Origin of the sequence: Klebsiella sp. RHBSTW-00484 (assembly GCF_013705725.1) — a bacterium.
In the GTDB taxonomy this organism is placed as follows: domain Bacteria; phylum Pseudomonadota; class Gammaproteobacteria; order Enterobacterales; family Enterobacteriaceae; genus Klebsiella.
This window is the reverse complement of the sequence record NZ_CP055481.1, coordinates 1,533,727-1,547,677: the sequence shown is the minus strand read 5'-3', so window position 1 is coordinate 1,547,677 and position 13,951 is coordinate 1,533,727. Positions and strand designations below refer to the sequence as shown.

The 13,951-nt window shown below is 53.0% G+C and carries 13 protein-coding genes; 6 read left to right on the top strand and 7 right to left on the bottom strand.

Annotated features, from left to right (window positions below):
* Positions 1–35: 35 nt before the first annotated feature.
* The 6 genes from HV213_RS07475 to exaC all read right to left on the bottom strand — a co-directional run bounded on the left by HV213_RS07475 (position 36) and on the right by exaC (position 8,637).
* Entirely contained in the window at positions 36–830 is a 795-nt protein-coding gene (locus HV213_RS07475) for a CatB-related O-acetyltransferase (RefSeq protein ID WP_181485230.1), read from the bottom strand.
* 155 nt (positions 831–985) lie between these two features.
* Positions 986–2,050, bottom strand: a complete 1,065-nt coding sequence (locus HV213_RS07470) for a fimbrial protein (RefSeq protein WP_181486353.1) — start codon at positions 2,048–2,050, stop codon at positions 986–988.
* Positions 2,051–2,090: 40 nt separating this feature from the next.
* The gene (locus HV213_RS07465; RefSeq protein ID WP_181485229.1) at positions 2,091–4,637 is read right to left on the bottom strand and encodes a fimbria/pilus outer membrane usher protein; all 2,547 of its coding nucleotides are present in this window, start codon (positions 4,635–4,637) and stop codon (positions 2,091–2,093) included.
* Between the two features lie 27 nt (positions 4,638–4,664).
* A complete protein-coding gene (locus HV213_RS07460) occupies positions 4,665–5,324 on the bottom strand; it encodes a fimbrial biogenesis chaperone (RefSeq protein WP_181485228.1) in 660 nt (219 codons plus the stop codon).
* 515 nt (positions 5,325–5,839) lie between these two features.
* Complete coding sequence (locus HV213_RS07455) at positions 5,840–6,436, bottom strand: fimbrial protein (RefSeq protein ID WP_181485227.1); 597 nt, start codon at positions 6,434–6,436, stop codon at positions 5,840–5,842.
* A gap of 680 nt (positions 6,437–7,116) precedes the next feature.
* Complete coding sequence (gene exaC, locus HV213_RS07450; protein WP_181485226.1) at positions 7,117–8,637, bottom strand: acetaldehyde dehydrogenase ExaC; 1,521 nt, start codon at positions 8,635–8,637, stop codon at positions 7,117–7,119.
* A gap of 252 nt (positions 8,638–8,889) precedes the next feature.
* On the opposite strand from exaC, the gene HV213_RS07445 reads away from it, so the two are divergent.
* From HV213_RS07445 to alaE, 5 genes are all read left to right on the top strand, one after another.
* A complete protein-coding gene (locus HV213_RS07445; RefSeq protein WP_181485225.1) occupies positions 8,890–10,668 on the top strand; it encodes a sigma-54-dependent Fis family transcriptional regulator in 1,779 nt (592 codons plus the stop codon).
* 85 nt (positions 10,669–10,753) lie between these two features.
* A complete protein-coding gene (locus tag HV213_RS07440) occupies positions 10,754–11,053 on the top strand; it encodes an ArsR/SmtB family transcription factor (RefSeq protein ID WP_181485224.1) in 300 nt (99 codons plus the stop codon).
* A gap of 9 nt (positions 11,054–11,062) precedes the next feature.
* Entirely contained in the window at positions 11,063–11,584 is a 522-nt protein-coding gene (locus tag HV213_RS07435) for a rhodanese family protein (protein WP_181485223.1), read from the top strand.
* Between the two features lie 217 nt (positions 11,585–11,801).
* Positions 11,802–11,981, top strand: a complete 180-nt coding sequence (locus HV213_RS07430; protein WP_181485222.1) for a hypothetical protein — start codon at positions 11,802–11,804, stop codon at positions 11,979–11,981.
* A gap of 538 nt (positions 11,982–12,519) precedes the next feature.
* The gene (gene alaE, locus HV213_RS07425; protein WP_110277047.1) at positions 12,520–12,969 is read left to right on the top strand and encodes an L-alanine exporter AlaE; all 450 of its coding nucleotides are present in this window, start codon (positions 12,520–12,522) and stop codon (positions 12,967–12,969) included.
* 40 nt (positions 12,970–13,009) lie between these two features.
* Here alaE and HV213_RS07420 read toward each other — a convergent pair whose 3' ends face one another.
* Positions 13,010–13,360: a DUF2002 family protein gene (locus HV213_RS07420; protein ID WP_181485221.1), complete on the bottom strand. Its 351-nt coding sequence runs from the start codon at positions 13,358–13,360 to the stop codon at positions 13,010–13,012.
* 213 nt (positions 13,361–13,573) lie between these two features.
* On the opposite strand from HV213_RS07420, the gene HV213_RS07415 reads away from it, so the two are divergent.
* A complete protein-coding gene (locus HV213_RS07415) occupies positions 13,574–13,921 on the top strand; it encodes a DUF883 family protein (protein ID WP_110277045.1) in 348 nt (115 codons plus the stop codon).
* The last annotated feature ends 30 nt before the right edge of the window (positions 13,922–13,951 follow it).

Genomic DNA, 13,951 nt, shown 5'->3' with positions numbered 1-13,951 from the left:
CTTTTTATCCTTGTCCAAATGTGAACCGCTTCTGGTTAAACCGCGCTACGCTGCGGATTTTGCTCATCAGTCATAACAGCTTTAATCATGGATGCCGTCAATACCGGCGGCGAGAAAGTCAGCATCGTCCCTTCAGCAACGCGCTCGGTGAACAATTCACAAAAGCGCTCAACCTGATTCACCGGAAGCGCAGCAATATCCTGGGCGGAGAAACGCCACCATCGTAGCGCCAGCAGTTGTTCAATAATCGCGTCGTTAAAGCGCATACGGATCGGTTTTGCCGGATTGCCGCCAACGATGGTGTACGGCGCGACGTCTTTGACCACCAGCGCGTTGGCGGCAATAACGGCCCCATCGCCAATAGTAATGCCCTGCGCCAGGGTAACATTCTGACCAATCCACACATCGTTACCGATGGTTATTGGCCGGGGCGTTTTCTCAAAGGGATAAAATTGATTGGGTTTACCGCTGTCGACTGCAAGAGTCGACATGACGCCGGAGAGATGGGCATAAAACACCGGGCTGGCGCTGGCCCACTCCAGAGGGTGTCGGTCGCCAAGCACCTGCAAGCGATCGGCAATCGAGGTATAACGCCCTACCTGAATCAGCGCCGGAAGCAGGGTTCGCGTATAGCTAAAAGCGCCCATGGAGGCCAGCCGTTCACCGCAGCGCCCCCAATAGGTGGTATAAGGTTCGGTGACTAGATTTTCCGGTATATCAATTAGCAGGTCGTCACGGTAAAAGGCATGGGCGCAGGTAAGCTTCTGCCCGCCGACAAAAACGCGATGCGCCTGCAATAAAGGTTTTAGCTCACCAAAGGCGATTTTCATTTTCGATTTTCCCGCACAAAAGTATTCCAGGTCAGCCGCTTAATCTCTCGATCATTGATAGCGTACCGATCTGCTCACCGTGCAAAAAATCGTAATGACATCTCTTTTTTGTGAGCTACAGCGCGAAAGCGGCGGCTCTTTTATTGCAGGAACCGTTAGTTATATTCCAGTGCGAAAGTCACCATACTGTTTGCCGTTCCGGCGGCTACCGCGTCATCGGTCTGCACATACTGGGCGCTGAAGTTGATATTTTCCGCAGCGCCCGCGCTGCTGGCGGTGATTCGTTTGAGCACCGGTAAGTTGCTGGCTTCGTTAATTTTTACGCTGGTCCCGGCAGCGGGTGCCGGGGCGCTATTATTGCCGTAGGTGAGCTTGATGCCCACGCCGCTGGCGGAGGCGTTCTGTTTAGTGAGCGCCAGGGTATCCGTCACTCCGGCCTGCGCTGTCACGCCAAAAAAGCCAATGCGAATATCGGTTGGCGTCGAGCAAAAAACCGGGATGGAGAAGCTCTTTGCGCTACCGCCGGTAGTGCTTTTACCTTTGAACTCCGCCTTATTCACCGTGCCGAGGCTAACGTGAATATTCGAGGTCGAGACCTGACAGCTGCCGCTGCTGCCAATATCCACGTTCAGCGCGGCCATATCGAGCGTGACCGGCGAGCTGGCGACAAACCCAGCGCTGCTGTCGGCCTGCTCCAGAATGGACAGTTCGCCGATCTGCGGCTGTGCCGGAACGTTAGCGTGGTTACCGCTAACCAGCGCGACCTGCCCGGTCTTGTAAAACGTCACAAATACTTTCACCACCGTCTGCTGCTGTGTCAGCAGGTTAGCAATCTCATTGCTGTCGCAAACCGTCACTGACTCCGCCCTTCCAGCGGTATGGCTACCATCGATAAAACGAATCGCCCCACCGTTGCACTGAAAGCCCAACGAATATCCCATACCGTCCAGCGCCGAGGGAAACACGTGCTGACCGTTAATCGACAGCGGTGATGAGGCCGTTTTTAGCTGCCGATAAACCAGACGCTTAGCCACGGCTTTCGGCACCTGAAGATCACAGGAAAAATGAATGCCGCCGCCGTTATCCGCCATCATACTGCTCATCTGCGTGTTGAGCGGCAGAGTGGGTAGATACTTGATATTCTGGACGTTAATGGTCATCTGACCGATATCCCCTTTGCAGGTTTCCGCCCATCCGCTGTGGCTATAAATCCCCGCCATCAGCAGCAATAAAAACGATACTATGCGCAAAATAACCTCGTTACAGACAGACGCCAGAGACGGTTTTTAGCGGACTCTGTTCATGCTGTGCGTTATCGGTAAGATGGAAATGCAGCGCGCATTTCCGCGAAATGTTGTCGGCGTTCCACTCCACGTCCAGGGTTCCCTCTTGCGGAACGCCGCTCAGATAAACTTGCCCCATGTCCGCAACCATGCCGCCCGGAGCCGCCCCTTCGTCATCTTCAGTCTTGCGCAAGTGAACGCTGGCACCAAACGGCAGCGGGCCGTGGCTATCGCTGAGCGTAAACAGCACGCGGCTGCCGATATGCGTCTGATAATTAGCCTGCACCACCGCCCCGCCACCGGGGATCACCGTCTGCCCTTCAAGATCGACATCGGCATCGTCGGCCAGCGATTCGGTATCGAGGGTAATGGTGTTTTTGCGATATGCCGTCAGCGAGGGCACCACCGCATAGCCCCGCCAGTCGGTATGCACGTTGCTGCCGTTCTGAATCGCCACATCGGCAGCCCCCGGCGCGCGCACGATGGCAAAGCTATCACCAACGGTCTGCCCCAGCGTCACGCCGTGCTGATGGGCGACGATAGAACCCGATGCGCCCCAGGTAAGCTGGCTGCTTGCGCTGTCATGGCGATAGCCGAGCTGCGCACTGCCGTAACCGCCGTGGTAATCCAGCGATGCGCTGCTGTTGCTGCCCTGACCGCCGTTAACATAGCCCTGCTGTAGGGAATAATAGAGATTCGGATTGTGCGGAACCGAACCATATAACGAGGCCTGCTGCGAAGTTCGTCCGTTATTGTCGGAAGTGGTGCTGTAGCTCACCGCGCTCCCGGAGAACGGGCCGCCAAGCGGAATGCTCAGGTTAAACGACCACGAGCGATCTGCTTTATCGCGATCCGAGGACTGAGTGTAGTAATAGCCGACGCCCCACGAGACGCCCCGCCAGGCGCTGTAAAAACCGAGATGAAGCGTTTCATCGCGGCTTTGGCGGTGCCAGTACTGTTGTGAATAAGCGGAAATCGCCAGGCTGCTCATGCCGCCGAACGCCTGAGAAATGGACACCTCTTCGCGGCTACGCTTGTTATCCAGCAGCCCGTTGCGGCTTTCAAGGGTATTCGCTTCGCTAAAGTCATAGTAGCCGCTGGAAGAGTAGCGGTAGCTGGCAAGACTAAATGAAGTACCGGTTCCGGCGAAATCCTTCTGATACTGTACGCGAACGGAGTGGCCCGCCGAGCGTTTTCCAGAAGGCGTCGTAGTGCTGGCCCAGGTCGCGTCTCCCCCAAGCGAACCCAGTTCGCCAAAACCGCGCCCGACGCCGAGCGCCCATGACTGATAATCCTGCGCCAGCTGGCTACCGCCGTAGAGGGTGAACTCCGAAGGCAGGCCGTAAAACAGCGTACCCTGCAAAAACGTCGGCGACTGGGTCTCGCTTTGCCCTGAATGATAGCGTCCGGCGCTCAGGCTGAATTTAACTCGTCCTTCGCGCAACATAAAAGGCACCGCTGAAAAGGGCTGCGTAAAGGTGCGAACCGAGCCATCGCTCTCTTTGACCTGCACTTCGAGGTCGCCGCTTTGCGCCGTCGGGTACAGGTCGTTAATCGCAAACGCCCCCGGCGAGACAAAGGTTTCATAGATAACGTAACCATGCTGGGAGATGGTCACTTTGGCGTTGCTGTGCGCCATACCTCGGATCGTCGGCGCAAAACCGCGCTGGCTGTCCGGCAGCATTTCATCATCGGACATCAGCTGCACACCGCGAAACTGCACGCTGTCAAAGACTTCACCGGAGGTAAAGGTGTCCCCCATACGCAGCAGGCTTTTCAGTGATTTCACATCGCGCTGCAGCCAGGTGCTTTGTGAATTCCAGCGCCGGGTCTGCTGGTCATATTGCATCGACGAGACGTTACGCAGACGCCAGGCCCCGAGGTTAATTCCGCTGCGCAAATTCAGATAGCTCGAACGCTGATTATCCTGAGCCTGCTGGCTCTGCGACCCGGTCAGGCTGTAGTTGACGAACGCTGCCGGGATGCCGTCATCCCAGCGCGCCGGATCGACATAGCCGCGGCTCTGGACGTTCATCGCGGCCTGCGGAATGCTCAGGTTCAGGCGCTGGGTAGCGAAATCAAAACGGCTGCTGGCATCAGGGATGTAGTGCTCAATGCGGGTAAACCTTTCACCGTCATGCAGCGTATTAAAGGCCGGGAAAACGCTAACGTTAACGCCATATTCCGCCAGCTGTGCCGGAGTTAATTGCGGTTGCAGCGCGCCGTTGCTGTCGACAAAAGTCACTTCACTTTGGGCTATCTCCTGGTTATTCACCCAAATGCTGACCGGATACGTCCCCGGTTGTTGGCCGCCTGATTTAGCAAAATAGTGTAAATCAGCGGTCTTTTGCTGCGGATTGGCGAACTCCAGCGCCGCCGGGTCAAAGTAGTCGTCTGCCCTTACCGGACTACTTTGGCAAAGAAGAAATAGCGCCGTCGGCACCGTCGCTAATAATAAAAATCCCCCGGTTGGCGCGACGATCGCTGAATAACCGGGTGTGATACCAGGAGTGTTATTTTTCACAATGTTCTGCCCAGGCGAAGCAAAAAATTACTGCTGTGCGTAATCCGTAATACCGCCAAAATCATTAATGGCGCGCCATTTGACCACTCCGGAACCGTTCACCGGCCACTCTTTATGGGTTAATGGTCCAATCATTCCGGGTTCACTAATCTCTTTACCACCAACCGAAATAACAAAAAAGGAGACAAAATAAGGCGTTGAGTTTTGCGCAATCAGGCGGTTACCCTCAATTTTAAATGTCAGCTTACGCCACGCATCGGCAGGTTCACCGGCGAGACCCTCTGGGCGATAGAAAATCTTAAATTTCGATTTAATATTGACTTGTAATTTATTGTTTTCATCTTTTTGCGTTGGTGCAATACTTTTCACGTTCAGCCAAAAAACGGATTCCCGATCCGCTGGCATATTTCCGCCAATGTAATTAATACGCAATACGTTCTGTTGTTCAGGGTCGAGACGAAATAGCGGCGGCGTGACAATAAAGGGCACCCGACTTTTATTTTCCGGCGCATAGTTTTCTACCCACGACTGCACCAGATAAGGCGAATGGGTATCAGCATTGGTCACTGAAATTGCAGCTTCGCGCTTCCCTTCCTGATAAACAACACGGGTCCCGCCCATGACAATACCGGCCTGTGCCGCAGTGGATAGCAGTAAAAAGGCTATCGCGGTAATCGTTCTTTTCATAATCACTACCATCAGGGAATAATAAAGAGCAGGGATGAATATACCCGTCATACTTCAAGTTGCATGTGCGTTGGCCGCGGATTACTCGGCCCATCCATGGGCCTCGCCCTTACGGGCCGTCGCAAGCGACGTTCAAATCTGCTCCCGGCAGATTTGTCGTTCACCCCGGTCACTTACCTGAGTAAGCTCCCGGAGATTCGCTCACTTGCCGCCTTCCTGCGACTCGAGTTATTTAGGGTATATCTGCTGAAATGGGTAACAAACCGCTATTAAATATTGTGTTCGCATTTCTACCGGGCGGCGGCTAGCGCCAGCCCGACAGGGGCAAAAAGCAGAAACTGCGTTGCGCGCGCTTTCCCGGAGGCGATGCTACGCATCTGTCCGGACTACTGACCCCGTAGCCCGGTCAGCGCAGCGCCACCGGGAAGGCAGACATCCACAGTATCTACGAAATCTTCAATATCAACAGGCGATAAGAGCCCCGCTGTTTCAGCCGTCTGACCTGCTCTTTTTTATTAGTTGTAAACCATATTGAAGTTAGCTGTGCCGTCGGCAGAACCGGCGGAAACCGCGCTGGTAGAGACGTAGTCAGCGAAGAACTCCAGATCGGCGGTACCGGTCGCGGTGCCGGTCGCACCAGCGATAACGCTATGACCACGTGAAACAGTGCCCAGATCAACCGCCGTTGATTGGTCATCTTCATACAGCTTAATCGCCACCCCTTTCGCGCTACCATTAATCGCCAGCAGGGCGCTATTGTTGGTATCGCGGGTGCCGTCAAATAGCACGGAAACGGTGGTGACTGTTGAAGGACAATCTTTCACTTTGATATGGAAGGAGGTTTTGGTGGTTTCTGAGCCTGTGCCGGTAAAATAGCTGCTTGCCCATTTCCCCAGATCAACGCTTTGATTTGCGCTGGTGCTATCAACATTACAGGAGGAGTCGGTAATAGAGCCGGTAAATTCAACCTGACCGCCCGTACCCTGGGTTCCCGCGCTGCTGCCGGGATTAACGGTCATAGCAGAACTGGCCGGTTGGGAAATACTTGATAATGCTGAGCCAGACACCAGAGCACCGACAATCATTGCCATAACACGAAATTGCGTTTTCATTATTTATCTCATCTCTAACTTATATTTTTTGCCGATTACGCATTGAGCCAGTATGGCCTGAGCGTATCTGCTTACAGATCCTCCATGTTAATGATATTCGCGTTCCATCCGCAGGATATTGGGCGTACAAGCATCCTGCTCCGCTTATTTCCGTGACATTATTCATGCGCAAAGAATTATTGAGCGAAACGACTAAAAGATGCATTCAGAGTACAAATAAATATTATCCCGCCCCAAAACAATTCGCAATATTTTGTTATGTTAATGAAATGATGTTTTATTTTACATAATAAAAAAATATTAAACACATCCCGACAATTGTTAATTAATGCAACCAAAAATCCCGATACAGCAACAGAAAAAAGCAACAATAACACACATAAATTAACACCAGAAGGCGGTTTAACCTCAGCATATAGTTATCATTTAGCTAAACAGGAATAGAACCCATCAAATATTAGGATAAATCTTAGAGTGAAGTTTCATCTTATTTTCATCACCGAAATAACAATAATCACGCTAATCAATAATAATCTTTAATATGGAGGGGATGGTTATTTCGAATGAAGCCCATCAGTGAAATGAAAGATAATTAACCCCATTTATTTCAGGGAATAAAAAACCCGTAATCTCTTATTAAAATTACGGGTTACCTTAATTAAGGACTAACGGCTATTCGGTCAGAACAGTCCCAACGGTGCGGTACCGTAGCTCACCAGCAGGTTTTTCGTCTGCTGGTAAGCATTAAGGGCCATTTTATGCGTTTCGCGCCCAACGCCAGACTGTTTGTAACCGCCGAAGGCCGCATGCGCCGGGTAGATATGGTAGCAGTTAGTCCACACGCGACCGGCTTTAATGCCGCGCCCCATGCGATAAGCCAGATTGGTATCCCGCGTCCAGACGCCAGCGCCGAGACCAAACTGGGTCTGGTTGGCAATAGACAGCGCCTCCGCTTCATCTTTAAAGGTGGTGACGCCGATAACCGGGCCAAAGATCTCTTCCTGGAAGCTTCGCATATCGTTACGGCCCTGAATCAGCGTCGGCTGAATATAGAAACCGTTATCGAGCTCGGCAGAGATACTGGCGCGTTCGCCACCGGTCAGGATCTTGCCGCCTTCGTCCCGGGCGATTTTGATATAAGAGAGGATCTTATCGAACTGCTGACGCGACGCCTGAGCACCAATCATGGTGTCAGTATCAAACGGATCGCCACGGCGAATTTGCGCCACTTTCGCCATTACCCGTTGCATAAAGGGTTCATAGATAGACTCCTGAATCAGCGCGCGAGACGGACAGGTACAGACCTCGCCCTGGTTAAAGAAGCCCAGCACCAGGCCTTCAACCGCCTTCTCGATAAACTCCTCTTCGCCTTCCATCACGTCGGCAAAATAGATATTCGGCGACTTACCGCCGAGCTCGACGGTACAAGGTATGATGTTCTCAGCGGCGCAGGCCATGATATGGCGGCCAACCGGCGTTGAACCGGTGAACGCAATCTTAGCAATACGTTTGCTGGTCGCCAGCGCTTCACCCGCCTCTTTACCAAAGCCCTGCACCACGTTGAGTACCCCCGCCGGGAACAGATCGCCAATGATCTCCAGCAGCAGAGTAATACCCAGCGGCGTCTGCTCAGCGGGTTTCAGCACTACGCAGTTACCGGCCGCGAGCGCCGGAGCCAGCTTCCAGGCGGCCATCAGCAGCGGAAAGTTCCACGGAATAATTTGCCCGACCACGCCTAGCGGTTCATGGAAGTGGTAGGCCACGGTAGTCTCGTCGATCTCCGCCGTACTCCCCTCCTGCGCGCGCAGGCAGCCGGCAAAATAGCGGAAGTGATCGACCGCCAGCGGCAGGTCGGCGTTAAGGGTCTCGCGGATTGGTTTGCCGTTATCCCAACTCTCCGCCACCGCCAGATATTCCAGGTTAGCCTCGATACGATCGGCGACCTGCAACAGCAAATTAGCGCGATGCTGAGCCGAGGTTTTGCCCCAGGCATCAGCGGCCCGGTGCGCCGCATCAAGGGCAAGGTCGATATCTTTGGCATCAGAACGCGGGAACTGCCCAATATCGCTACCATCGACCGGGGAGGTATTCATAAAGAATTCGCCGCCGATCGGTTCAATAAATTTACCGTCAATAAAGTTACCGTAAGCAGACTTCAGTGAAACCAAAGCGCCCGGCGTGCCAGGATGTGCATAACGCATCGCGAATCTCCTTCATGTAGGGTTGAGGCGCAGCGGCATATTAGTTTTGTACGATCGCTCGCTGCACCTGAACGCTATTGCAGGGGTTATGCCACTTTTCCTGTTTCTTAAAACTTATTTATATTCAATAAATTAAATACTCACTCCATTTTTCTGTTGCGCCGATTTTTTCTTATGTGTCGCAAATCGCAACATCAAATAAACCACATAGCTACAATATTGCAACACAACTAAACCGCCATGAGGTGTCACGTGCGAGGAAATCCGTTTTCCCTGACGTCGGAGGTCAAAGCGAGCCCGCTGCTGAGCGATTCCTGGTGTCGCAGCCAACGCTATGGCCTCGACCCCACCACGGATGACTTTCCTCGCTTGCACGCTAGCGAACTGGCCGACAGGCTTGCCAGCCATCACCGCATACAAAGGCTGACGCAGCCGGTGGTCAATGGACTATCAGGTAAGGTTAGCGACCTGCAATCAGTGGTGATTCTCTCCGATGCCAGTGGCCTGGTCCTGCAAACCTTCGGCAACCTGGATGCCATGCAGAAGGCACAGCGCTTTGCCTTAGCCCCGGGAAATCTGTGGAGCGAAAGCGGGCGCGGCACCAACGCCATAGGCACCGCGCTGGCGATTGACGACTGCTGCGAAATCGATGGTCGTCAGCATTTCCTGACCAGCAATCAGGGGCTTTATTGCGCCGCCGTGCCGCTGCAAAGCCCCGACGGACAAATTGCAGGCGTGCTGGACATCTCCGGACCGGCCCGCTATCCGCATACCCAAACCCTGGCCTGGGTAAAAGGCGCGGCGAAACAGATAGAATATCTGTGGGTCAAACAGAGCCTGCATCCGCAGCAGTGGCTGATGAGTCTGCACTCCCGGGCCGAAAAACTCGACAGCGTGGAGGAGTTGCTGCTGATTTTTACCGATAATGTGCTAACCGCCGGTAACCGGCTGGCGATGCGCGAACTCTGCCTCAACGCGGCGCAGTTTGGGCACATCACCTTCCAGCAGATTTTCCCCCAACTTCAGCAAACCGCCGTCAGCGTACCACTGCCGTTCACCACTGGACGTCAGAACTACTACTACCGCTTACGCGCGCCAAATCACACCAGCGTGGCAATGCCAGAGCGGCCAACTATCAACTACCCCTTCCCCATTCAGCATGAAGGCGAAAAGCTGGTCCGCCTGCTTAACGCCGGAATTGGTTTGTGTATTGAAGGGGAGACCGGCTGCGGCAAAGAGTACGTCAGCCGTATGATTCACCAGCACAGCCGCTGGCACGGCGGTAAATTCGTCGCCATCAACTGCGCCGCTATTCCCGAATCGCTGATTGAGTCCGAGCTGTTTGGCTATCAGCCTGGTGCTTTTACGGGTGCCAACAAGAACGGTTATATCGGCAAGATTCGCGAGGCCGACGGCGGGGTGCTGTTTCTCGATGAGATTGGCGACATGCCATTAGCCCTACAGACCCGGCTGCTGCGGATCCTTCAGGAGAAAGAAGTGACACCGCTTGGCGCCAGCCAGAGCTCACCGGTCAACTTCGCGGTAATTTGCGCCACTCACCGCAACCTGGCCCAGCGCGTCGACGAAGGCACCTTCCGCGAAGACCTGCTCTATCGACTGCGCGAATATGCCCTGACGCTGCCGCCGCTGCGCGCCTGGACTGAACTACCTGCATTTATACAACAGCTGTGGCGGGATCTGGGCGGAGAAAAACGACGGGTCACCCTGACACCTGAACTATGCGAACACCTGGCGGCGCTGCCGTGGCCGGGAAACGTTCGTCAGTTGCAAAGCCTGATGAGGGTACTGCTGGCGCTGGCCGAAGATGGCGAGACGCTGACTATCGACGCGTTGCCCAATGAGTATCGTTCCCAGCCCGTCGCCCACGTACCGCGCGGGCTTCAACAGCATGATGCCCAGTTGATTGCCGACACCCTGGCAAGCTATAACGGCAACATCAGCAAAGCCGCACAGGCGTTAGGCGTGGCGCGCAGTACCTTGTATCGTCGCGCCGCCCGTCGTGGCAATTAACCTTTAGAGACTTTCCTCATTATGGTGCTGGCGCATGGTTTCATTTTATTTTAGAATTATCTAAATTTAGAAAAGACTAAAATAAATGAATACACCCGAACAGCTTCAGACCAGCGCTGGGGAAGCCGCCGCCCTGTTGAAAGCCATGAGTCACCCCAGCAGGCTATTGATTCTGTGCATGCTTTGCGAAACCCCGCACACCAGTGCTGGTGAGCTTGCGCGGATCACCGGCCTGAGCCCTTCGGCAACCTCACAACATCTCACCCGTATGCGCGACGAAGGGCTTATCGGCAGCGAACGCCAGGCGCAGCGAATTCACTACTTCATCACCCAGCCTGCGGTTCAGCAAATCGTCGCTACGCTAAAAACCATCTATTGTCCTTAAGGAACGTTCATGACAATCGCCACTCTTTCCCCTACAGAAGCTCAGACGCTCATCGCCCAGGGTGCACGGCTGGTCGACATCCGCGATGCTGATGAGTACGCCCGCGAGCATATCCCTGAAGCTGAACTGGTGCCGCTGAGTACGCTAAACAACGGAGCTTCGCTGCACGCAAGCGCTGACGAGACGATCGTGTTTCACTGCCAGGCGGGCTCGCGTACCCAGAATAATGCCGCTCGTCTGGCGCAAGCTGCCGCTCCAGCGCAGGTAAAACTGTTGGCAGGAGGAATTCAGGCGTGGAAAGCAGCGGGGCTGCCAGTGCAAGAGGACAAGTCGCAGCCGCTGCCGCTGATGCGTCAGGTGCAAATCGCCGCGGGCGTGCTGATTTTACTCGGCGTGGCGTTGGGCTATTCCCTCGGCAGCGGCTTTTTTCTGCTCAGCGCATTCGTTGGGGCCGGTTTAACCTTCGCCGGAGTGACTGGTTTTTGCGGTATGGCGCGTCTGCTGGCGGTGATGCCGTGGAACCGTCATTAACGTCTACCTCTTTCGGCCAGTTGTTTATACCCGTCATACTTCAAGTTGCTTGTGCGTTGGCTGCGTTCACTCACCCCAGTCACTTACTCATGTAAGCTCCTGGGGACTCGCTCTCTTGCCGCCTTCCTGCAACTCGAATTATTTAGGGTATAGCGCGCTTTTGCTAAGCTATGGTTATTAGCAGCAATAATTTTTATCAGTACAAAGGAGAAGAACCATGTTTTCAGTTGGCGATCTGGTACAACCGCGTTTAGGCGGGCCGAAATTGAAGGTTGTGGAAGTCCATGACGATCAAATTGTTGCCGTTCAGGCGAGTAATGAGCAAGGTGAGAAATATACGCTGAAGTCGGTCGACGTTACGGCTTATAAAGAAGAGGGTGATTTTGGCGTGTGCTAATTAAATCCGTAAAGACCACGGTGGGTTTCCCCACCGTTTTCAATATTACATTTCCAGCGTTTAGATAATCCAGGATATATCGCCAGTAGAGAATCAAAACGCTGCCGATGCTCGCGAAGAATAGTCATGCACGAAATACGAATAGTCACCCAGCCACCCAAACAGCACGTCATGCTACATTAAAGCCAAACCAGGCATAAAAAACTCCAAAAGTGACACAAATCACAGCAAGGCGCGATCCTGTCGCAAAATCGGCCATCGCTAAACGGTGCCGGTATCATCTCTATTACGTAGAAATAAAATATCTAATTGATAAATAAAACAAAAAACTAAAAAGAGAACAAAAGTAGCGTAACGGACAAAAAACGGCCTGACGCAGAGTATTTTATCGACAAAAAGCCCTTAAATAAAAATTTATAGCTAGTTGCCACTTTTAATGCAGAGATATAATCTACGCACATCAAAACAGACAGCCCAAAAACGCTGATTAACTGCGAATATTTTGGCTTTATTGACTTTAATTTCGAGGAGCATACCGATGTTCTCTGCGCAGTCCCGCTTGCGTCACGCGGTAGCAGACACCTTTGCGATGGTGGTTTACTGCACCGTTGTAAACATGATGATCGAAATTTTTCTCTCCGGCATGTCCTTCCAGCAGTCATTATCGTCACGACTGGTAGCGATTCCGGTAAACATTATTATTGCGGTACCTTACGGATTTTACCGTGATTTCGCCATGCGCCAGGCGCGTCGCATCAGCCCATCTGGGTGGATGAAGAATATTGCTGACGTGATTGCCTATGTGACATTTCAGTCACCGGTATACGTGGCGATTCTGTTGGTTGTTGGCGCTGAATGGCAGCAAATTGCCGCGGCGGTCAGTTCAAATATCGTGGTATCAATGCTGATGGGTGCGGCGTACGGCTATTTCCTTGATTACTGCCGCCGCCTGTTCCGCGTGAGTCCTTACCAGCAGGCTAAAGCCTGAGTCATTCAAAAAAGCGACTGGTTACGCCAGCCGCTTTTTTTCAACTATATTGCGTCTCGCCAAATAGGCCATTCAGGAAACGCTCAAGCGCCATGCGCGAACTAAAACCGTGTGGAATACCATAATGCTGCTGGACATCGCCTGCTAAATACAACGGAAACTGCTCATAATGATCGCAGGTTTTAATATCCGACGCAGGATCCGACAGCGTCGTACTACGTTCTTTTAACGCAGGATGAATAATTAACGCGGTACGCCCCATACGAGCTTCACGGTTCACATAAACATAATCATCGCCACGACGATATCCATACGCCTTTTGCGTCACAACATCCATGGTGAAGCCGGATTTTTCAAGAACACGCGCCACCTCATCGGGTCTTAAATACATACTGATTCCTCGTTATCTTTCACCGCACGTCAACCTTACCTTATTCATTAAAGACAACGCTTTCGGATAATTCCATAAACGGCGACTCACAGCATAATTCAAATTGTTGTCCTACACTTAATGACTCTACCGGGTAATTCAGGGGCTGAAGCCAAACGTGCTACCTCCTGAAGTATGACGGGTATAGACTCAATGGAACTAAGGGAGAAACTCATGGCCAATCGAGCAAACCGCAACAACGTAGAAGACAGCGCTGAAGATATTCATAACGATGTCAGCCAATTAGCGGATACGCTGGAAGAGGTGCTGAAATCGTGGGGCAGCGATGCGAAGGACGAAGCCGAGACCGCGCGTAAAAAAGCTCAGGCGCTACTGAAAGAGACTCGCGCCCGCCTTAATGGTAATAATCGCGTACAGCAGGCCGCGCGTGATGCTGTGGGCTGCGCCCGCGATGTTGCCGGAAGCGCTGACAGCTACGTGAGAGACAAACCGTGGCAAAGCGTCGGTGCCGCAGCCGCCGTTGGAGTATTTATTGGCGTATTGCTGAATTTGCGCCGATAATCTAATCGCCAGACCAATGAAGATAACAAA